Consider the following 20,870-nt stretch of genomic DNA (forward strand, 5'->3'; position numbering starts at 1 on the left):
GCGTCTTCTGCGAGGATCTGCAGGCAGAGCGAAGCGTCACAGGAAAGGCTTGGGACGATGAGAGCGACGGAACGAACGAGCAGCAACGCGGTGAGCAACGCATCCCCTGCGCCGTCCGGTGGAGCGCAGCATCAGGCCGGCGCGCCCGCGCGGCGCGCCGCGCGGCGGCGGATCGGCGTCCCGTTCTCGCTGTGGCTGTTCCCCGCCGCGTCGGCTGTCGTGGCGCTGCACCTCGCCGGGTGCTGGCCGCTGTCCTACGCCGAGGATTGCAAGGAAGACTCGAGGTACTGCCCCCCCGAAACGACGGGCGGCGGCGAGGGTCCTGGCCCCACGTGCGAGCCGGACCCGACCCAGGATGCGAGCACGGCGGTGGACCGGTGCGCGGTGTTCGCGAGCGCGGGGGCGGCGTCCGGAGGAGATGGGACGAAGGCCAACCCGTACGCGTCGCTCTCGGAGGCGCTCGCGAAAGCGAACGGCAAGCGGGTGCTGGCGTGCTCGAGCGGAGTATTCGAGGAGAGCGTCACGGTCCGGGAGGCCGTCGAGGTGATCGGCGGCTTCGACTGCAGCGCGGGCTGGACGTGGAGCCCGGCTGCGCGGAGCGCCATCGACGGGCCCGCGAACAAGGTGGCGCTCACGCTGACGGAGGACGCTGGCGGGACACGGGTGCGGAGCTTCACGATCAGCGCGGCCAGCGCAACGGCTCCGGGCGGGTCGTCGATCGGCGTGGCGGTCGCGGACATCGACGCGCAGCTCGAGCAGGTCGACGTGATCGCAGGGAACGGGGTGAACGGCGCGAGCGGCGAGACGACGGCGGTCGTGCAGGATGGAGCGGACGCGCTGGAGGACGTCTCGAGCGCGTGCCTCGTGGCGGTCTACAGCGGCCAGCCCGGCGTAACGACGTGCGCGGATGGCGAGACGAGCGGCGGCGCCGGCGGCCTGGGTGGACAGCCCGCTGTAGATGAAGGGCGCGGGCAGAGCGGCAGCGACGGGACGCCGGGTGCGGCCTCCCCGCCCGCATCCGGCGTCGGCGGCATCGGACACGGGCAGATGGGAGAGACGGGAGAGACGGTGGAGTGCAGGGACGGCGCGAGCGGCGCGAGGGGCGCCTCTGGCGGCGCTGGCACAGCGGGCAACGGCACCACGCTGACGCTGGCCAGCATCACCGGAGGGGACGGCGGCGCAGGCGTCGGCGGGACGCGCGGTCAAGGCGGAGGCGGCGGCGGCGGCGCGAAAGCAGGACGTTTCTGCATGTCCAGCGGGGGTAGCTACATCGACGGCGCGGGCGCCAGCGGCGGCGGCGGCGGGGCCGGCGGCTGCGGTGGAACGGGAGGAGGCGGTGGCAAGGCCGGCGGGTCGAGCATCGGGATCCTCAGCCTGGGGACCAAGCTGGCGCTGACCGATGTGACCATCGCCGTCGGCAAGGCGGGCCATGGAGGTGAGGGCGGAGGTGGAAGCCCCGGCGGCGAGGGCGGCATGGGGGGCAAGGGGGGGAGTCGCGTCTCCGGCGCCGGCTCGCTCGCGGGTTGCATGGGGGGCAAGGGCGGCGCGGGCGGCGATGGCGGCCCTGGCGGCGGCGGCCGAGGCGGCCACGCGGTGGGCATCGCCTACCAGGTCACGCCGAGCCCCGCGGCCGCCGAGGTGCCGTTCACGGGAGGCACGGCTGGCAACGGCGGTTCCGCCGGCCTCGGTGGCTCCCCCGGAAGCGACGGCGCGGCCGGGGTGAGCGGCGCCTGCTGGGATTTCGCCACGAACCAGAGCTGCCCGCAGCCGTGATCGGCGCCGCCGCGCCGTCAGGCGCTCAGCGACACCGCGCGGATCTCCGCCGTCGCCGGGCCGCTCACGCGGGCGCGCTCCGCGGCCACGAGATCGAGGAGCTCTTGCCGGGTCACCTGCCCGCTGTCGAGCAGCGCGCGCATCGCGCCGTCGACGCAGCCCTTCACCCGCGCCAGGCGGGGAGCGCTCTCCCCGCCCTCCCGCGCGGTCAGCATGTCGTGCAGCATCCGCCTGAGCCCCGCCATCGCTTCGGTCTTCGAGCGCATCGCCATCACCTCGCCCGATCGGCCTAGCGGAGGCGGCGCGATCCGGCCAAGTTTCAGGCGCGCGGCAGCTTGCCCAGCGCGAGGTCCGCAGCGTCGCGCTCGATCCCCGCGAGCGCGACCCCCGGGCCCTTCCGTGGGACGAGCACCACGCGGCAGCGGCCGCGCGTCGCCGTCTCCAGGTGCGACAGCCCGAAGTCGAGCGCCGCGCCGAAGGCGAAGACGAGCGCGCCCATGCCGAGCAGCTCCGGGGAGCCCGCGCGCGCGCCGTCGACGAGCAGCGACACGCCCAGGTACGTCCCCAGCCCCAGCGCGACGAGCCCCGCGTAGAGGGCGAGCCGCGGGTAGCGCACCTCGCGCGTCGCCCGGAGGAGCGCCTCGACCGGGATGTACGTCTCCCGCTCCTTCAGCGTCCGGCCGAACAGCTCGGTCCGGCTCCGGACGGTCACGCCCTTCGGGCCGACCTCCAGCGCGGCGGGCCGGCGGTACCGCAGAAGGAACCGCCCGGCGAGCCGGAGGACGTGCATCACGAGCAGGATCCCCGTCGCCGCCAGCAGCACGAGCGTTACCGGCCCGCGCGGCGGCGGTGACAGCTCGCCCGCGAGCCGCGCCGTCGCCCCGCCGTCGCGCTCCGGCGCCCATCTCTCGTCCCCGGCGGCCCCGGCGCCCTCCTGCGCGGCCCCGCTGGCGCTCGGCGCGCGGCTCGGCCGCCTGCCGGGCGAGAGCGCGTCGCGCAGCAGCGAGCGCACGATCGGATCGCGCACGTCGTCCACCAGCGCCGCGGTCTCGGCGCGCGCGTCGGGCGAGGCGCTCCCCCGAAGCGCCGCCGCGGCGATGATGGCCCCCGCCCGGCCGAGCTGCGGCAGCGCGCCCTGGTCAGCGCGCCGGACCAGCGCGGCGATCGACCGCCAGAGGCCCGCGGCCCGCTCGCCCAGCGCGGCGTCCAGCGCGGTCAGCGCGTCGACGGAGGTGTACGTCGCCAGCCAGACGAGCGCCTCGGCGACGCGGCCCTCCGCCTCCGGCCCGTCGGGCGGCGAGAGCGCGACCCCGCGCGCGAGCAGCGTGGCCAGGAGCACACGGGTCGCGCTCCCCGCGCCCTCGCTCGTGCCGCGCTCGAGCGCCCGGACCACGTTGCCGAACCGGGTCTCCGCGTCGGCGATCGACAGGCCCGCCCGGTCGACGAGCTCCGCGAGGCCGCCCTCCAGGGTCGTCCGCCGCTCGTCCGCGGCGGCGAAGGCCGCGGTGTGGACGACGCGCGCGAGGTCGTCGCCGCGGGGGTGTCCGGCAAGCTCATCGAGCACGGCGTACGGAGAGTGTTCGGGCGTCATCGGCGCGGGCTGGTCGGATTAACTGAACGCCGCCGCTTTGGCTAGTGTTCCGCGCGGCCCGGGCCGCGCTCCGCCCCGGCACGGCCCCCTTGGCGCCGGCCCGGCCGCCTTCGCCCCGGCGCAGCCGCTCTCGCCCCGCGCGCTACGGCTTCCGCGCGCCGCCCTGCTCCAGGAGCGCCTTCTCCACGAAGCCCATGATCAGCTTGAGCTGCCGGTTCGTGACGTGGAGCTTCGACCAGATGACCTTCCCGTCGGTGTTGAAGGCGATCTCATCCACCACATCGATCCTCGTGATCCCCAGGTCGATGGTCCGGATCGCGTTCAAGGTCTTCGTGAGCTCCTGCGCGTGAACCAGCGCATCTTCAGCGGATTCATCGCCCGCCGTGAGCGCGAGGTCCGCGCCCCCGTCCTTGGTCGGCGTGACGGTGAGGCGCATCCAGGCGAGGCTGCGCGGGACCGCCTGGACCCCGCGGAACGCGTTCGCGGGCGTGAGCATCGAGATGACGATGCCCGCCGCCGAAGATTTGTTGAATCCTTTCATGGACTTCAACTTGGACAGCTGATCTTCTTCAGCAGCGGGAAGGACCACGAGCAGCCGCCGGTCCGGGACCATCGCGAAGATGCGCTTGCTGCGGTCGGCGGTGGCCCGGGCGGCGGGGACGGGGGCGTCTTCGATCCACGCGCCGTTCGACCGCTGCACGATGACGTCGACGGCCGCGCGCATGGTCTCCTCGGGCGCCCGGTAGTCCATGACGGCGACGACCTTGCTGGAGTCGCGGAGCTGCGGCCCGGCGATGAGGAGGTGGTCGATGTCCCGGATCGGGTCGACGGCGGTGTCGCTGAAGAAGGACTGCCACTGGGGGATGGTCGTCAGGATCCGGCCGAACCACGCGCCGAGCTCGTGGTTGCGGAGCCGGTCGCCGGCGATGAGCACCTGGACGTTCGGGTCCTTCGACGCGAGCTTGCCCGGCGCGCCCGCGGCGCTCAGCGGGGTCCGCAGGTTCGGGTGGTCGCCGTCGTTCTCCGTGCCCCCATCGCCAGACGCGTCCGGTCCTGCGTCGCCCGGCGGCTTCCGGCGCGGCGCGGGTGTACCGCGCGCGCCCGCGTCCGGCGCCTCCGGCGAGGCGCTCGCCGACGCGGCGGGCGGCGTCGCGGGCGACGGCGTCGCCGGCGCTGCGGCGCCCGCCGCGGAAGGCGCCCCCTCGCCGCCGCTCGCGGAGGGCGCCGCCGCGACCGCGCTGGGGTCGTCCGCGAGGAGATCGAGATCGATCGGCACGATCGTCTCGCCGGCGTCGTAGTCGGCCAGCTCGCCCCGGAGCGCGAACATCGCGTCGAGCCACGCGAACAGCGGGGTCGGGAGCAGGGGCAGGTGCAGGAGCGCCGCGACGACGGCCGCGGTGACGAGCGCCCGCCTGGATGCGGCGCGAACGAGCGGGACGACCGCGGTGCCACGGCCCACGCGCTGGGCCTCCGTCGTGTTGTTCAAGCCACGCCCCGGGGTCCGTTCCGCCACGGCGGTACCCTAGCAGCAGCCGTCCGAACGGCATCCATGCCCCGGAGCGCGGCCGCGCCGCGCGTCGCGGCTTCGTGGCACGTCGTTCGCTCAAGCGATCGTCATGCGATGCCGCCTGCCCCGGCGTCCGCCGTCGTCAGCTCGAGGGGCGCGCGCTCCGCAGAGAAGTGGATCGACACGTGAGTGACCAGGTACTAAGACCGCCGAGCCGACCCGACCCTACGGGTCGATCATCAGACCGCGAGGATCGGGAAGGCCGGTCCTCGCCCAACGCTGTGGATGCGATGAACCGCTCTCAGGCGCCCGGCCCCCGCGGGCAGAAGGACCCCGCACGATCGCACGGCAGCGGCAATGTCCGCACCGACGACCTGCGGAACCCGCAACCGGCGCCGGGCGCCGGACGCGCCGGCGTCGCGCGCACCTCGCTCGTGTCCAGCGTGCTCGGGTTCGTCGCCGCGGCGGCCTTCGCCGGCACCGCGGCGTGGGCGAGCGGCTGCCAGGGCGAGGCCCCTCCCGGCCCCTCCACCGAAGGCGACTCGCCGCCCGAGCGGACATCGTCCCTCCCCCGCCCCGCGCCCGCGTCCTCGGCGCGCGCCGCCGCGCCCGCCGAGGCGCCCAAGGAGGCCCCGGCCGCCGCGCCCTCCGAGGCCCCGGAGCCGCCCGCGCCCGACACGCCGTACACGGGGCCGCTGCTCGGCTCGATCATGCCGCAGGCGTCGGTCTATCCGACGATGGAGTTCTCCAAGCAGCGGCTCGGCTACATCCGGCTCGGCGGCAAGGTGCCGGTCGATCCGAAGCCGATCAAGGGCGGGAGCTGCGCCAAGGGCTGGTACCGCCTCCTCGACGGCGGCTACGTCTGCGGGAGGTCGGCCACGACGGATCTGTCGAACCCGCAGGTCCGCCTCGGCATCACGCCGCCGAACCTCGACGAGGTCCTCCCGTACAAGTACGCCTTCAACACGACCCACGGCACGCCGCTCTACCGCTCCGTCCCCTCGAAGGACGAGATGATGCGCTACGAGCCGTACCTCGACTCCGCGAAGCGCAAGCGGAAGGAAGAGGAGAAGCAGCGCGCCGAGGCGCTGTACGAGGAGACCGAGAAGGAGGTCGCCGCGGCGGCCGCCGCTCGCGCCGCGGCGAGCGCCGAGGCCGCCGCGAGCCCCGCGCCGGTGGCCGCCGTCGCCGCGGATCCGGCTGCAGTCGAGGACAAGGCGGCGGCCGTCGCCGCGGCCGCGTCGCTCGGCATCGCGCCGGCGCCGGTCGAGGAGGAGCCCGAGAAGCCCTGGTGGGAGAACGTCGACGAGAAGGGCAGGCCGCTCAACGTCACGCTCGCCGATCTCGACAAGGACGCCGACTCGACGGTCGCGAAGCGGATGGTCAAGGGCTTCTTCGTCGCGGTCGACAAGACCTTCGGCTGGAACGGCCGCAGCTGGTACAAGACGACCGCGGGCCTCGTCGCGCCGAGCGACCGCATGTACATCATCAAGCCGCCGGCCTCGCAGGGCATCGACTTCCCCGAGGGCGCGAAGTCGGTCGGCTTCATCCTCGCGAAGTCGGCGAGCAAGTACCAGTTCGACGCCGAGAAGAAGTCCGTCTCCGTGGCCGGCTCGCTCGAGCGCTTCGCGGCGTTCGGCCTCACCGGCGAGAGCCACACCCACAAGTCGACGGTGTACCGGAAGACCACCGAGGGCTGGTGGATGAAGGGCGCCGATGGGACGTACACCGATCTCGGCGCCCCGCCGCCGGATCTCGCGCCGGGCGAGAAGTGGATCGACGTGAACCTGTCGCGCAAGACGCTGGTCGCGATCGAGGGCGACAAGCCCGTCTTCGCGGCGCTCGTCTCGCCGGGGAGGCGCTCGAAGGACAAGAAGAAGGACCACCCCACGCCCGCGGGGGTGTTCCGCATCCGCGAGAAGCACATCGCGACCACGATGGACGGCGACGGCACGGTCGCGGGCGATCTGCCGTACAGCATCGAGGACGTGCCGTTCGTCGCGTATTACGACGGCTCGTACGCCCTCCACGGCGCCTTCTGGCACGGAAACTTCGGCCGGGAGATGAGCCACGGCTGCGTGAACCTCTCGCCGCTCGACGCGAAGAAGGTCTTCTTCTGGAGCGAGCCCAGGCTCCCGCGCGGCTGGCACGGGGTCTGGGCCACGCCGGAGAACCGCGGCACGCTCGTGTCCATCCACGAGTGAGCGGGCCGCGCGCGCCGGAGCCGCGCCTCGCCTCGCCTGGACCTGCCTAGCGGGCCTGGCCGCCTGGCGTCGTGCCTGCGCCAGTTGCTGGAAATCCGGGCGGGCCGTGCTCGGAACAGCTCGAACGGTCGCTTTGACAGGGCTCCCTCTTGACTCGGGGCTCCCCTTCGCACACTTGTGGAGCCGCCATGGACCAGTTCTCGGCGCACCTCGACCGCGGGTGGGATCTCGTCCAGCGCGGGGACACGCGCGGAGCAGAGGCGTCGGCCCGGCGGGCGCTCGAGCTAGATCCGAACTCGCCGGAGGCTCACAACCTGCTCGGCTTCGTCGCGGCCCTCGAGGGCGAGGGCGAGGAGGCCATCGAGGCGTACCGCCAGGCGATCGCCCTCGATGACACCTACCTGGAGGCGATGCTCAACGCCGCCGAGGTGTACATCCACCCGCTCGGCGATTTCGACCAGGCGATCGAGATGTGCGACCAGGCGCTGGATCTGGCCGAGGTCGACGAGGAGATCATCGACGCGCTCCTCCTGAAGTTCGACGCGCTCCTCGGCAAGGGCGATCTCGACGAGGCGGCCCAGGTCGCGGCGAGGATCCCCGAGGGCCCCTACGACAACCCGAACCACACCTTCCTCGTGGGCCGCGCGTTCTACGAGATCGGCCAGGCCGACAAGGCCGCTGCCCTCATCGAGGAGGCGGCGCTCAAGGACCCGCGGCACGCCGAGGCCCACTACTACCTCGGCCTCATCCGCGACGAGCGGGGCGATGTCCGCGGCGCGACGCAGGCCTTCCTTCGCTCCCGCGAGCTCGACGTCGAGCTGGGCATGCCGCCCTGGGCGCCGAGCCGCGAGGGCTTCGTGACGCTGGCCCAGAAGACGGTCGCCGCGCTCAACCCCGTGCTCCGGCGCTACGTCGAGGGCGCGGAGCTCTACATCTCCGACGTGCCCGGGATGGAGCTCGTCGCCGAGGGCGTCGATCCCCGCGCGCTGGTCCTCCTGGACGGCCTCAACGCCGACGAGCGCGAGCGGGGCCTCCGCGGCAGCGCCGAGATCCACCCGTGCGCGCGGGTCTTCGTCTACGCCCTCAACGTCGCCCGCCTCGCGGGCAGCATCGAGGCGCTGGAGCGCGAGATCAACCTGGCGCTAGAGCGCGAGATCACCGCGACGTTCCTCGAAGCCGAGCAGAACGAGCGGACCGAGAAAGAGCTCAACTGATCGAGCGAGGCGCTCCTCACCACGACCGCCGCGCCGCGTGGGCGCGCGGGGCGCCGCTCACTTCCACTTGACGGCGATGATCTCGGTGCTGATGCCGGGCGACGAACGGATGATGACGGAGCTCATCAGCCGATGCACGGCGCCGAGCCCGACGCCGAGCCCCTGACCGGGCATCCTCGGCGTCAGCCGCGCAGAGCTCGACGAGGACGGGCCGCGATCGCTCTTCGGCCCGACGTCCTCGAGCAGCGCCAGCTTCGGGTCCAGGCCTGGGCCGGAGTCGCGCACGATCACCTCGACGCCCCACCGACCGCCGCCCGTCTGCGTGTCATCGCGGATCGCGCGGATGCTGATGCTCCCGCCGCCGCCGTGGCGCACCGCGTTCGACACGAGCTCGGCGATCGCGATGGCGAGCTCGTGCTGGGCGCGCTCCGAGAGCCCTGCCCAGCGCGCGATGTGCGCGCCCTCGGCCGCGCAGGCGAAGCGATCCTCCTCGCGCGTGACGGGGATGCTGAACGCGGGCGGGGACCGCTGGGTCACGCCGCGCCCCTGTCGCGGACCACGGCGACGACGCACGTGGCGTCGTCGAACGACTTCTTGTGGGCGTCGACGATCCGGCGCGCCATCTCCTCTGGATCGAAGTCGCGGAACGCGCCGAGATCGAAGCCGCTGGAGATCCCGTCGGAGTGGAGCAGGACGACGTCGCCAGGCGATATGGGGAAGCGAAAGCTGCGGAGCCGCCGCACGCGCCGCCCGAGGATCCCCGCCGAGCAGAAGCTCGGCATGGCCGTCCGCGTGATCGCCTTCATCGCGATGTTGCCGACGCCCGAGAACTCGAGCTCGCCCACGCTCTCGTCGATGCGCAGGAGCGCAGCCGCGGCCCCGCGCGTCGACGCGAGCTGCTCCCCTGCCCCGGTCAAGAGATCCTCGAGCGGCATCGACGCGTGGTCCTCCACGTAGCGGCAGAACGCGGAGGCCGCCTGCGCGGCGTGGGGACCATGACCGAGCCCGTCGGCGAGGCCGATCAGCACCCACGGGGACTGTCGGACCACCACCACCTCGTCGCCGGCGATCTCCTCGCCGGCGGCGACGCAGCACGCGGTCCCGATGGCGACCGTCATCCGAGGTACTTCCTGACCGTCACGGTCGTCCCGGCGCCGGGCGCCGTCTTGACGTCGAACGCATCCATGAGCGCCTTCGTGCCGCGGAGGCCCGCGCCCATACCGTGACGCGAGCGGTACTTGCCGCTCAGGATCTCCGGCAGGTTCGTGATCCCAGGCCCGTTGTCCTGCGCGACGATCTCGATCGCGCGCATCGGCGAGGTGAGCGAGCGGACGACGACCTGCCCGCTGCCCGCGTACCTGACGATGTTGCGCCCGAGCTCGGAGATCGCCGTGACGATCTTCGTCTGCAGGACGTCGCTGACGAGGTGCTCGATGCAGAGCTCGCGGCCGGCTGACCGCGCGCGCAGCACGTCCTCCTCGTTGCGCACATCGATGGTGATCTCGCGCGGCGCAGGGGCAGCGTGATCGAGCTCACCGAGCTCGGAGATGCACCGATCGAGCTGCGCCTGGTCGCGGACGAACAGCTTCACCCCGCGCTTGACCTCGACGAGGAGGCGCCGGAGATCACCCTCGCGCGCGACCAGCGGATCGACCTTCGCCTGCCGGATCCCGCAGTCGATGACGCTCTTCCTCACCGCGGGCGAGAGGAATTGCGCCAGCACCGTCTCGATCTGATCGGTGATCGAGCGGCCGACGATCTGCGGAGACGACGGCACGGGGCCGCGCCCCGACTGAGGCGTACCCGGCAAGCGCGTCGACACCGGTCCGCTGGACCGGCTCGACGGCGGCCCCGTGGCGCCGCCGCTGGAGGGCGGTCCGTCACGAGGAGGGATCTTCATGCGACACCTCGTTCGTGAGCTCCGGCGGCATCATGTCGTCCTCCGCGGACGGCGCGAGCATCTCGACGGCGCGCTCCAGGTTGAGCGCCGTCACCACGCCAGGGATCTCGAGATCCATCTCCACGAGCGCGATCGCGACCGCGGGACGCAAGCCGCACACCGCCGTCCGGACGCCCATCAGCCGGGCCGTGAGCGCGATGTCACGGATGGCGCGGGTGAGATAGCTATCGAGAATCTCGACACCGGAGAGGTCGACGATGAGGCCGCGGGGCGATCGCGCTTCGATCGACCCGGTCACGTCGTCGCGCAGCTGCTCCACCTGGCCGTCGGTGAGCCCGCCCTGCACCGAGACGATTAAGTTCCCGAAGAGGCCCACGATGGGGACCCTACCCGCTTGCATCAAGTGGACGTCTCCTTCCTCGCGCTGAGCTGCAGCTGTGTCGTGGTCATTGCACCGCTGCCCGACGGATCGAAGGCGGCCCGAGGGCCGCCAGGTGTGAACGGCTGTCCTGTCTGCTTCTCGTTGTCTTTGGCCGCGCCGCGGCGGGTCCCCATGAGGGACGCGGGCGTCGGCTTCTGGCCGGCGAGCGCCATGCTCTCGCGCAGCGCATGCTTGAGGTTGCGCGCGGCGCGCACGGTGCCGAGGTTGATGCCGAGCTCCACCATCGTCTGCGCGACGGCGGGCCTGACCCCGGTGATCCGACACCGCGCGCCGAGCAGCTCGACCGCCTTCATCAGCTTCATGAAATGGTCGGCCGTCCGCGTGTCGATCACCTCGACGCCCGTCACGTCGATGATGACGTAGCGCGACTGGCGGCGGACGATCTCGTCGAGCAGCCGCTCCATGATCTGGGCGCTCCTGCGCGAGTCGACGACGCCGATGATCGGCAGCGCGAGGACGTCGTCCCACAGCTCGAGGATGGGCGTCGAGATCTCGTCGATCGCGTATCGGAGCCGCTCGACGAGCTCGCCCTTGGCGCTCTCGCTCTCCACGAGGTCGCGGTTCTTCGCCTCGAGATCCTCGATGAGGCGCTTCTTCTCGGTCGCGTCGCGGAACACGGCGACGGCGCCGGAGATCGCCCCGTCCTTGCCCCGCATCGGGCTGGCGCTCACCGTCAGGAACAGGCCGGACACCGGGCCGGTCTCGATGCGCGGCTCGGAGAACACCGGCGGCACGCGGACCGACCGCGGCTCGACGTCGTCCCCCTGCGGCCCCGCGGTGGGCGCGAGCGTCGGCATCGCGCCGCCCGCCATGCCGTTGGATCGGCGGGCGACCCGCGCGTCCTGGTCGGCGGACTTCCTCGCGAAGAGCTCGACCTGATCGACCGTCTCGCCGCGCAGCGCGCGCGACAGCGGGTGCTCGGACATGGGCCAGGGGGTCGCGCGATCGGGGAAGAACAGCGTGGCGTCGCCGGGCCCCACGTCGTCCGCCGAGGTGAGGTCGAGCGGCGCGCGGCCGAGCATGTGCTCCGCGGCCGGGTTGCGCATCAGGAGCTCGCCCCTGTCGTCAACGACGGCGACGCCGTCCGCCATGCTGTCGAGCACGAGCTTGAAGATGCCAGCCTGTCGCCGCAGCTCCTCGTCCGCTCGGGCCAGCTGCTCGCCGCGCTCGCGCGCCTCGCGCGTCGCCCGGTCGAGCTGCGCGGCCTGCTCCTTCGCCGCGCGCTCGTGCCCCTCGATCTGCTGCTCGAGCGTCGCGACGCGCTCCGTGAGCCTCGCAATCTCTTGCCGCAGAGCTTCTTCGCTCATCGCGAACTCCCCGTCGTAAGCCCGCGCGCGCCGTGCGTGGCGCCAGGCAGCGCGTCCCTCCGGTGCGCGGCGCGGCGAATCCCCTCGCAGGATTGCTCCAGATGCGCGCGCCGGGAGGATGAGCCGCGCGGGCGAAACGAGACGGCCGCGGAGAGCGCGTGGCTCTTCGCCGTCCTGTCCGTCCTTTGCACGCTCGTGACGCTCATTTCTTCTCCTCGCAGGGTGCCCTGTCCCAAGCGGGGACCGTGTCCAGCACCAGTCGAGAAACACAGCTTATCGCCAACCGGGCAACCCACCGTCAAGCTTCGCGTCAGCCATGCGTGTCGCTTGTGGCGACGGCATCCACCGTCGCCCAGCCGAGGTAGCCCGTGCCCGCACAACCGCGCCCGTGCCCCGCGTCACGATCGAGCACGCCAGCAGCAGCTTATGCCGCGCCGCAGCGCAGCCGAGCTCGGTCGGCGCGCACCTCCTGCTTCCGCTCCTCGGATGTGCGGATGGAGAGGGTCCAAGCTCACGTGAGGTTCCCCCCTTGCGACGCGCGCTGGTCACCAGCGCGGATTGCGTGATCACCGCCGCGCGCGGGTCGCTCCACCTCAATCGCCGAGGCTCTGACGCTCGCGAGCGCGCCGTCGCTTGGCCTTGCGCTTCGAGTCGGCCGGGCGCTGAGGGTCTGGACCGCTCTCGCCCGTGGTCGGGGCGCCCGCGTCGAGCCAGCGCCACAGCGCCATCTGGTCGGCGGTCGCGCCGTGACGGATGGCGCGCTTCAAGATCTTCTTGGCGAGCACCAGCTTGCCGCATCGGGCGAGCGCGTGCGCGTAGCTCGCGGCGATGTCGGCCTCGCCCGTCTGCGCCTCGGTGGCCTGCGCCAGGAGCGGCAAGGCGTCGTGCGGGCGGTTCAGCGCGACGTCGTAGAGGTGGCCCAGGTTGTGCGCATACCAGGGGTTCTCGGGCGCGATGGCCAGCGCGCGCTCGTAGGCGCGCGCGGCGTAGCGGTAGTTGCCGAGCAGCGACTGCGCCAGGCCCAGCACCGCCCAGGCGCCGTCGTCCTCCTCGTGGAACTGCAGCACGCGGCGCGCGAAGAGCGCGGCGCGCCACGGATCGTGCTCGACGCCCATCTCCGCGAGGTGGCGGTGCGCGTAGAGCCACGGCTCGCTCCCGGGCGCCGTCGCGCGGGCCAAGCGCGCGAGCAGCGGGAGCACCCTGTCCGCATCGAGCTTGTCAGCAAGCGCTCGATCGATGTCCCGTCGAAGCCGGTCGATGTCCTCCGCTCCACTGCGCCCCATCCCTTCCGTGATACGACCAGTGGGCGAGCTTGGCTAGCGCGTTGCGCGCCGAGCGGCGACGCCTGGACGACGTCGCACGCAAGCCCCCACCGACGTACCATCGACCTGCGCCGCCAGGCGGTGTCTTGCGCCGCGCGGAACCGCTTGAAACGCCCGCGTGGAGCCCGCTCCGCCGCCATGTGGCAGCGGACAGACGCTCTTGCGCCGGTCCGCGCGACCCGCGCTCAGGCGTCCTCCGCCACCTCTTCGGCGCTTGACGTGCGCTCCCGAGCCTGCTCCGCGCGCGCCTCCTTGCCCGCGATCGTCGCGCCGTTCAGCGTCGCCACGACCCGCGCGAGCTCGGCCTTCGGGACGCTGACGAACGCGTTGCGCTCGCGCACCCGGATGCGCCGGATGTCCCCCTTGGCCATCCCGCCCCGCTCGATGAGCGCGCGCTGGAAATCGGCCGCGCGCGCGCCGTCGCGGCGGCCGAGGTTGATGAAGACCTCGACGAACTCTCCGTCCGCCTCGTCGCGCGAGGGCTCGGCGCGCGGCGCTTCGCCGGCCTCGCCGCTCTCGATCTCGACCGCGGCCTCGCCGGTGGCCGACGGCAGGGCGCCGCCCGCGCGCTCGCGCTCGCCGCCGCGCGACACCGGCGAGCCGGGCGCCGGAGACGGAGGCTCGCCGAGGATCGGCTCGTCGTCGCCCTCCTCCTCGGGCGGCTGCCACATGGTGAAGTCGGCGTGGCGCGAGAACGGCTGTCCCGACGCGCCGCCCTGGGGCCTGCCCGGCGCGGCGCCAGCGGCGCCAGCGCCGCGGCGCGCCGACAGCAGCGTCGCGGCGGGCCGATCGCGCAGGCGCTCCGCCGGGCCGCGGCCCGACCCGCCCTCGCCTCGCGGCGGCTCGATCCGCATCAGCGGCTCCGGCCGCGTGAGCGGCTCGACCGAGACGGGGCCGTCGTCGCGCGCCCGCGCCCCCTCGGGCCGGCGCGGCTCCTCCCCCCCGGGCGCGTCCGCGCCGCGAGGGCCTCGCCGCCCCTCGTCCCGGCGGAGGCGCAGCGATCGCCGATCGCGCTCCCGCCCGCGGTCCCGATCGCCCTCGCGCGCAAGCTCGCGTTCGCGCTCGCGCTCGCTGCGCTCCGTCTCGGGCGAGCGCGGCTCGGCCGAGTCGGCCGCGCGGGGGATCGCCTCCCGCGCCTCCCGCGCCGCCCGCCCGCGCGCCGCGGGCTCGGGCTTCGTCGACGGATCCGTGCCGCGCCCCTCGCTCTCGCGCGCCGCCGCGCGCTGCGGCTGCTGGGCGCGCCGCGCGGCGCTCGCCTCCTCCTGCGCCGTCGGCCGCGCGCCGAGGTGATCGCGCAGGAGTCCTGCCACGATCGCCTCGGCCTGGTCGTGCGTGAGCAGCCGGCGCGCGAGCGAGAGATCGTCGCGGTGCGTGCCCTTCGACAGGAACGCCTCGGCGAGCATCGCGACGAGATCGGCCTCGGCGCGCGTCTTGAGCTCGCCCTCCGTGGGGAGCTGCTTCTCGAGCGGGCGGATCTTGTACGTCAGCCGGAGGATGTAGAGCGGCCCGACGTCCTGCGGCGTGATCAGCGCGATCGCCGTGCCGGTGCGGCCCGCGCGGCCGGTGCGGCCGGTGCGGTGCACGTACGCCTCGGCGTCCTGCGGGAAATCGTAGTTGATGACGTGGGTGAGGTGCGAGATGTCGATGCCGCGCGCGGCCACGTCGGTGGCGACGAGGAAGCGCAGGCGCCCCTCGCGCGTCGCGCTCATCACCTTCTCGCGATCGGACTGCGGCAGATCGCCGTTGAGCCAGTCGGCGTCGTACCCCTGGCGCTTCAGCGCCCCGGCGACCGCCTCGGTCTCGTCCTTGGTGTTGCAGAAGACGACCGCGTTCTCGGGGTTCTCGACCTCGATGATGCGGACGAGGGAGGTCAGCTTGTCGCCCGTGATCAGGTAGACGAAGTGCTGGATCTGGAGCGCGCCGACGGCGTCGCCCGAGAGGGTGATGAACTCGGGCGAGCGCAGCTTGCTGCGCGCGATGCGCTCGATGTCGGGCGGGAGCGTCGCCGAGAACAGCAGCGTCTGCCGCTCCGGCGGCAGCTCGGCGAGGATCGCGGTGAGCTCGCGCTCGAAGCCCATCGAGAGCATCTCGTCGCACTCGTCGAGCACGAGCAGCCGGATGTGCTTGGCGACGATGGTCCCGCGGCGCAGGTGGTCGAGCACGCGGCCCGGCGTGCCGACGATGACCTGCGCGCCCGCGGCGAGCGCGTCGATCTGCCGCTGCATCGGCGCGCCGCCGTAGACGGCGACCACCTTGATGCCCTTGCGCTTACCGAGGCGCTCGACCTCCGCCGAGACCTGGAGCGCGAGCTCCCGCGTCGGGCACAGCGCGAGCACCTGGGCCTGCGCGAGCGAGCGCTTCACGGCATGATCGACGATCGGGAGCCCGAAGGCCGCCGTCTTGCCGGTGCCGGTGCGCGCCTGCACGACCGCGTCGCGCCCGCGCGTCACCGGCTCCCACACGGCGAGCTGCACCGGCGTCGGGTGGACGTAGCCAATCTCCGCGAGGGTCTCGCGCAGCTCGGACGACAGAGGGAGCACATCGAAGGTAGGCGGCGGCTGGGGCTTGTCGCCGGTCTGCGCTTCACCCGCCACTGCGGCAGGGGGAGAAGGAACGGTCATGTCGGTCATATCGTCCTGCGTGATCGCCGCGTCGGGGTATTATCTCGGGGACGCGGGCCCAAGCTGGCCATCGACGATCGCCCGGACCCGCCGCCGCAGCGGAGCCAGATCGCCTGCCTCGCGCCGCGCTGCGTGCTCCTCCGCATAGCGGAGCCGCTCGATGGCGTCGAGAGCGCGCTCGTTGTCCTCCGAGCCCCGGCACGAGGCGGCCACTCCGTCCCGGTAGGTCCACGCCGGAGCGAGCGTGCTCCTGAAGCGGGCCAGGGCGGCGTCCTCCCCGTCGGTCCCGGGGGCGGCCTCCCTGGCGCGCTCGACGGCCCGGACGAGCGCCAGGAGGCCCTCCTCGCAGCTCGCGTAAGGCGACGGGGCGGCCGGCAGAAAGAAGACCTGCCGGATCAGCTGGAGGGTGCACGAGGTGATGATGAGCGCGGCGAAGCTGTAGTACGCGACCAGGGCGATGCGCCGGCCACGGGCGCGAGGCCCGCCCGGGCGGCGCGGCGCTCCAAGGGGGCGCGCTCCCGCCCCGGTCCCCGGCACGGCCGGGGGGTGAGCGATGGGCGCGGGAGCTTGAGCGGGCATGGGCGCTGCGATTCCTAGGGCGGGCAGGGGTGCGCGGCCGCCGACGGTCGGGCTCCGCTTCCACGGTCCCTTCCGTGCGGGCCAGTGCTATCACCTCGCGGCGGGCGCGACGAGATGCTGTTGGACGGGAGCAGCGCGAGGTGACCGACAGGACCGCGGCGCTCCGCATCATCGCCCGCCGATCCGCTGCGGCGCTCTCCGCGGTGGCCCTCGTCCTGGGCCCGCCCGGGGCCGCGCTGGCTCAGCCGCTCCAGGACAACGCCTACACCATCGACCTCTTCCAGGGGCCCATCCTGGCGCCGCTGCGCGTGACCGGGATCGCCGGCGCCTACGCCGGCTACGCCGAGGGGATCGCCGGCATGGTCGCCAACGCCGCGGCGCCCGCGCTCCGCGAGCCGTTCAGCATGCGCTGGTTCGAGTGGGACGTGGCCGCCTCGATCTCGCTGCCCATCGAGCTCTTCGAGAACAACGATTTCGACAACAGCGGCGACATCGATCTCGATTACTCGAATTTCGTGTACCTGACCCTCGGCGGCCAGCTCCAGGCGGGCGACTTCGGCGCCGGGGTCAACGCCGAGCTGCAACGGTACTCCCTGACGGACGAGGCCGGCGCCGAGACCACGGTCGTGATCGGCAAGTACCATTTCCTCGGCGGGGTCCGCCTGCTCGGCGACGCGCTCGTGCTGGGCGCCGGCGCGCGCGCGGTGACGCTCAACCTCCAGGCCGAGCAGACCGACCTGACCATGGCGGGCATCTCCCCGGAGCTCGGGGTGCTCGTGCGCCCCGACTGGGCGTCCTACCGGCTCGGCGCCACGTTCCGCTTCCCGGTGAACGGCGGCCGCTTGCTCGGCGAGGGCGTGGTGATGGACGGGCAGGTCCGCCGCGCCGGCGGGCTGATCCTGCCAGACGAGGTCGTCCTCCCCTGGGAGCTCGAGGTCGGCCTCGCCGTGCAGGTCGGACCGCGCCCGCTCAACCCGGCGTGGATCGACCCGCACGTCCAGGAGCGGGAGCTGCGCGAGGCGGTCGCGCGCAGGCGGGCCGCGCGGGAAGAGCGGAGGGAGCGCGAGCTCGGCGCCATCGACGACCCGGACGAGCGCGCGCGGCGCGAGCGCGTCTTCGCGGCGGAGAGGGCGCGGGAGCGCGCCGACGACGAGCGCGAGCTCGCCGCGGGGCCGGCCGTGCTCGAGGCGGAGCGGCGCGCGCGCTACTGGAACTGGCCGCGCGAGCACCTGCTCATCACGGCGGAGCTCCTCGTCACGGGCCCGGTGTCGAACGGGGTGAGCCTGGAGCGCTTCCTGGCGCAGAAGCAGCCCGGGAGCGAGCACGGCCCGTCGGCGGTGGGCACCTCGGGCGCGCACGTGAGCTTCTCGCCGCGGTTCGGGATCGAGACCGAGCCGATCCCGGGCCGCGTGCACACGCGGTTCGGCAGCTACTACGAGCCGAACCGCTTCGGCCGCCTGGGGAGCGGGCGTGTCGGCCGGCAGCACTTCACGTTCGGCGCGGACGTCCGCGTGCTCTCGACGACCTTCTGGGGCCTGATCCCAGACACCGCCTTGACGCTGCAGGCGTCGATGGACTTCGCGCCTCGCTATGACAGCGTGAGCGCCGGCATCGGCGTCTGGCACTGAGCGCCCCAGCGCCGCTCACGCCGACGACGCGCGGCCGCTCACGCCGACGATGCGCGGCCGCTCACGCCGACAGCGCGCGGCGGTGTTGCTCCGCGAGCAGCACGCGGAGGTGGCTCATCCGGGCGGGGTCGCGCTTGCCGAACTCGTCGAGCGCCGCGGCGACCGCGACCGGCGCGCCGCCGCGGGGCTCCTTCCGGAGCGCCCTCGCCGCCAGCGCGAGCGCGCGGGGGCACAGCACCTCCTCGATGCAGAGCCGCGCGGGCGGCGGCCGCCACGCGGCGTCGCGGTAGCCCCCCGGCGGCGAGGGCTCCGCGAGGAGCGCGAGGCCGTCCGCCTTCGCCTGTAGCGCCGAGAGGATCTCGCGCTCGATCGCGCTGCCCTCCTCGCGATCGCCGGAGCGCTCGATCGTGAAGATCGGCGTCGCCGCGCCGCGCCGCGCTGCGCCGAGCCAGCCCTTCCGCCAGCGCACCGCCGTGGCCCTGCTGATGGTCGCCTCGCCGCGCGCGACGAGGCCCGTGAAGGCGCTGAGCATCAGCACCTCGAACGGCGAGAACGCGTCGCCGCCCTTCGCCCCCGCGATGCGCGAGAGGTTCGCGGCGACGACGGGGAGCCCCGCCTCGATCGCGTCCGAGGAACAGAAGAGCGTCGAGCCCGGGCTCGTCGGGTGGAACCCCGTCAGGCTCACGCCCTCGCCGGCGCCGTACCACCCGAGGAGCGTGCGCACGGTCCCCCGGCGGGCGCCGTCGGCCGAGCAGTACGCCCACGTGGTGCCCCAGAGATCGAACAGCGACCGCGTGATCCACCGCGCGAGCCTCGCGCCGAGCAGGACGCTCGCCGCGAACAGCGCGGCGGCCGCGAGGGAGTCGTCCGCGGCTGCGGCCAGGCCCGAGAGGAGCAGCCCGTAGAGCGCCGTGTACGCGAGCAGCAGCCCGCTCGTGATCGCGCTCAGGAACAGCTCGATCTTCGGCGACGCGCCGCGCGGCTCGGGCCGCCGCCACACGGCGCGGTGAGGCGGCTCGCCGCAGCGAGCGCAGGGGTCCGCGGCGCCGCATCGCCGCCGCGTCCCGCAGCCGAGGCAGATGTCGATCGGGGGCAACCGGCTTGGCATCGGTGGTCCAGAATAGTGGCGCATCCTCGGTTCGTCGCCACGACCTGACCCACGGCGCGCGCTCGCCGCGCGCACGGTTTCGCACACACGCACAGGGCGTGAGCGCGCCTCTGCCCGCTTCGGGCTTGTCGTCGCGCCCTGTCCGGCGCATCGAGTCGCGCATGCCCCATCGCCGGCTCCGCATGGTCGCTGTCAGCCACCTCGCCGTCCTCGCCCTGTGCCAAGGCGTCGCCCTCGCGCAGCCGGCGCCTCCCCAGGGTCGACCGGGCCAGCAGGCTCAGCCGCGGCCGGGCCAGCAGGCGCCCGCGGCGGCCCCGACGACGGCGGCCGCAGCGCCGCCGGCGATGCCGCAGCGCATCGAGGTGAACGACCCGGCGCTCGCGCCGGTCCCCCCGCCCGCGCGCACGCTGGCGAGCTGGAACGACGCGCGCGGGATGATCGAGCAGCGGTCGGTCGACTTCGCCATCGCCGTGCAGGAGGTCGCCCGCGCCGAGGGGGTCGCGCGGCGGGCGCTCGCCGCGGCGCTGCCGAGCCTCGACGCGCGCGGCGACGTGACGCACGAGCTGGCGGGCGGCGGCGCCGTGAGGTTCCCGCCGGGCATCGCTCCCGCCCCTGGGGAGCCGGGCGCGGGGGCGATCGAGGACGCGCCGACGACCGCGTCGGCGTCGCTCACGCTCCGCCAGCCCATCCTCGCCCCGCGCGCCTGGTACGGCATCGGCACCGCCAGGCGCTCGGTGGACGTCGCCAAGCTGAGCCTGGAGGATCGCCGCCGCGTCACCGTCGGCGCGGTGGCGGACGCCGTCGTCTCGATCGTCACGGCCGAGCGGGTCAGCGAGATCAACCGGGTCGGGCTGCGCAGCGCGCTCGAGCGGCTCGAGCTGACCCGGCGGCGCGAGCGCCTCGGCACCGGCACGAAGCTCGATGTCGTCCGCGCGGAGCAGGACGTCGCCCTCGCCCGCGCGACGCTCGTGTCCGGCGACGAGGCGCTGCGCAAGGCGCGGGAGACGCTCGGGGCGGTGCTGGGCGAGCGCGGCGAGGTCGGCGTCCCGCAGGGCTTCTCGCTGAACGCGATCGCGGCGGAGGTGCAGTCGGAGTGCGCCGAGGCGCGCTCGGATCAGCGCGCGGACGTCCGCGCCGCCCAGGCCGAGCTCGAGATCGCGGAGCGCAACCTCACCGATGCGAAGCTCGCGTTCGCCCCGTACGTCGATCTGTCGAGCACGCTGAGCGCCCGCACCTCGATCGGGGACGAGTCCACCCGAAGGGCGCGGTCCTGGGGGTGGTCCATCAGCGCCGTGCTCACCGTCCCCATCTGGGACGGCGGGGCGCGCTACGGCGATCTCCAGATCAGCCGGGCCGCGGTCGAGCAGCAGCGGGTGCGCCTCGGGGCGGTGGAGCGCACCGCGGGGCTCGAGACGACGCAGGCGGTCCGGGGCGTCGCCGTCGCCGAGCAGTCGCGCGCTGTCGCCGAGCAGTCGCGCGACCTCGCGCGCGAGACCGCGCGCCTCACGCAGGTCGCGTTCGAGGCCGGCACCGCGACGAGCTTCGATCTCGTCGAGTCCGGCCGCAGGCAGCGCGAGGCCGAGCTCGATCTCGCGGTGCGGGAGTTCCAGGTGGTGAAGGCGAAGATCACCGCGCTGCTCGCGTCCGCCTCGTGCAAATGAGGTGCGCGCAGGA

17 protein-coding genes are annotated in these 20,870 nt (G+C 73.6%); 5 read left to right on the top strand and 12 right to left on the bottom strand.

Annotated elements, in window-relative coordinates:
* Window positions 1–90 precede the first annotated feature (90 nt).
* Window positions 91–1,773, top strand: coding sequence for a hypothetical protein (locus WMF11_RS20220; RefSeq protein WP_437910040.1), 1,683 nt, complete (start codon window positions 91–93; stop codon window positions 1,771–1,773).
* 17 nt (window positions 1,774–1,790) lie between these two features.
* On the opposite strand, the gene WMF11_RS20225 is transcribed toward WMF11_RS20220, so the two are convergent.
* From WMF11_RS20225 to WMF11_RS20235, 3 genes are all read right to left on the bottom strand, one after another.
* The gene (locus WMF11_RS20225) at window positions 1,791–2,039 is read right to left on the bottom strand and encodes a hypothetical protein (RefSeq protein ID WP_437910042.1); all 249 of its coding nucleotides are present in this window, start codon (window positions 2,037–2,039) and stop codon (window positions 1,791–1,793) included.
* Window positions 2,040–2,092: 53 nt separating this feature from the next.
* Entirely contained in the window at window positions 2,093–3,364 is a 1,272-nt protein-coding gene (locus tag WMF11_RS20230; protein WP_437978615.1) for a hypothetical protein, read from the bottom strand.
* A 142-nt stretch (window positions 3,365–3,506) separates the two neighbouring features.
* Window positions 3,507–4,877, bottom strand: a complete 1,371-nt coding sequence (locus WMF11_RS20235; protein ID WP_437978616.1) for a hypothetical protein — start codon at window positions 4,875–4,877, stop codon at window positions 3,507–3,509.
* 284 nt (window positions 4,878–5,161) lie between these two features.
* Here WMF11_RS20235 and WMF11_RS20240 point away from each other — a divergent pair, with 284 nt between their 5' ends.
* Both WMF11_RS20240 and WMF11_RS20245 read left to right on the top strand, forming a co-directional pair.
* Entirely contained in the window at window positions 5,162–7,075 is a 1,914-nt protein-coding gene (locus tag WMF11_RS20240) for a L,D-transpeptidase (protein WP_437978617.1), read from the top strand.
* Between the two features lie 188 nt (window positions 7,076–7,263).
* Complete coding sequence (locus tag WMF11_RS20245) at window positions 7,264–8,289, top strand: tetratricopeptide repeat protein (RefSeq protein WP_437910050.1); 1,026 nt, start codon at window positions 7,264–7,266, stop codon at window positions 8,287–8,289.
* Between the two features lie 57 nt (window positions 8,290–8,346).
* Here WMF11_RS20245 and WMF11_RS20250 read toward each other — a convergent pair whose 3' ends face one another.
* The 8 genes from WMF11_RS20250 to WMF11_RS20285 all read right to left on the bottom strand — a co-directional run bounded on the left by WMF11_RS20250 (window position 8,347) and on the right by WMF11_RS20285 (window position 16,460).
* Window positions 8,347–8,826, bottom strand: coding sequence for an ATP-binding protein (locus WMF11_RS20250; protein WP_437300662.1), 480 nt, complete (start codon window positions 8,824–8,826; stop codon window positions 8,347–8,349).
* Window positions 8,823–9,407, bottom strand: coding sequence for a SpoIIE family protein phosphatase (locus WMF11_RS20255; RefSeq protein WP_437910052.1), 585 nt, complete (start codon window positions 9,405–9,407; stop codon window positions 8,823–8,825). Before WMF11_RS20255 ends, WMF11_RS20250 begins: the two co-directional genes overlap by 4 nt.
* A complete protein-coding gene (locus tag WMF11_RS20260) occupies window positions 9,404–10,189 on the bottom strand; it encodes an anti-sigma regulatory factor (RefSeq protein WP_437300664.1) in 786 nt (261 codons plus the stop codon). The genes WMF11_RS20255 and WMF11_RS20260 overlap by 4 nt, the downstream gene beginning before the upstream one ends.
* Window positions 10,170–10,565 carry an STAS domain-containing protein gene (locus WMF11_RS20265; protein WP_157906757.1) on the bottom strand — a complete coding sequence of 132 codons (396 nt, stop codon included), beginning with the start codon at window positions 10,563–10,565 and terminating at the stop codon, window positions 10,170–10,172. Before WMF11_RS20265 ends, WMF11_RS20260 begins: the two co-directional genes overlap by 20 nt.
* Window positions 10,566–10,588: 23 nt before the next feature.
* A complete protein-coding gene (locus WMF11_RS20270; RefSeq protein WP_437553939.1) occupies window positions 10,589–11,938 on the bottom strand; it encodes an STAS domain-containing protein in 1,350 nt (449 codons plus the stop codon).
* Window positions 11,939–12,531: 593 nt separating this feature from the next.
* Window positions 12,532–13,221: a tetratricopeptide repeat protein gene (locus tag WMF11_RS20275; protein WP_012236244.1), complete on the bottom strand. Its 690-nt coding sequence runs from the start codon at window positions 13,219–13,221 to the stop codon at window positions 12,532–12,534.
* Between the two features lie 224 nt (window positions 13,222–13,445).
* On the bottom strand, window positions 13,446–15,881 hold the full coding sequence (locus WMF11_RS20280; protein ID WP_437910054.1) for a DEAD/DEAH box helicase: 2,436 nt from the start codon (window positions 15,879–15,881) through the stop codon (window positions 13,446–13,448).
* Window positions 15,882–15,920: 39 nt separating this feature from the next.
* Window positions 15,921–16,460, bottom strand: coding sequence for a hypothetical protein (locus WMF11_RS20285; protein WP_437553943.1), 540 nt, complete (start codon window positions 16,458–16,460; stop codon window positions 15,921–15,923).
* A gap of 140 nt (window positions 16,461–16,600) precedes the next feature.
* On the opposite strand from WMF11_RS20285, the gene WMF11_RS20290 reads away from it, so the two are divergent.
* Window positions 16,601–18,088 carry a hypothetical protein gene (locus WMF11_RS20290; RefSeq protein ID WP_437978618.1) on the top strand — a complete coding sequence of 496 codons (1,488 nt, stop codon included), beginning with the start codon at window positions 16,601–16,603 and terminating at the stop codon, window positions 18,086–18,088.
* A gap of 61 nt (window positions 18,089–18,149) precedes the next feature.
* Here WMF11_RS20290 and WMF11_RS20295 read toward each other — a convergent pair whose 3' ends face one another.
* Window positions 18,150–19,196: a hypothetical protein gene (locus WMF11_RS20295; protein WP_437978619.1), complete on the bottom strand. Its 1,047-nt coding sequence runs from the start codon at window positions 19,194–19,196 to the stop codon at window positions 18,150–18,152.
* A gap of 161 nt (window positions 19,197–19,357) precedes the next feature.
* Between WMF11_RS20295 and WMF11_RS20300 the strand changes: the two genes are divergently transcribed.
* Window positions 19,358–20,857, top strand: a complete 1,500-nt coding sequence (locus WMF11_RS20300; protein WP_437910060.1) for a TolC family protein — start codon at window positions 19,358–19,360, stop codon at window positions 20,855–20,857.
* The last annotated feature ends 13 nt before the right edge of the window (window positions 20,858–20,870 follow it).

The organism is Sorangium sp. So ce295 (assembly GCF_051527405.1).
GTDB lineage: Bacteria > Myxococcota_A > Polyangia > Polyangiales > Polyangiaceae > Sorangium > Sorangium cellulosum_B.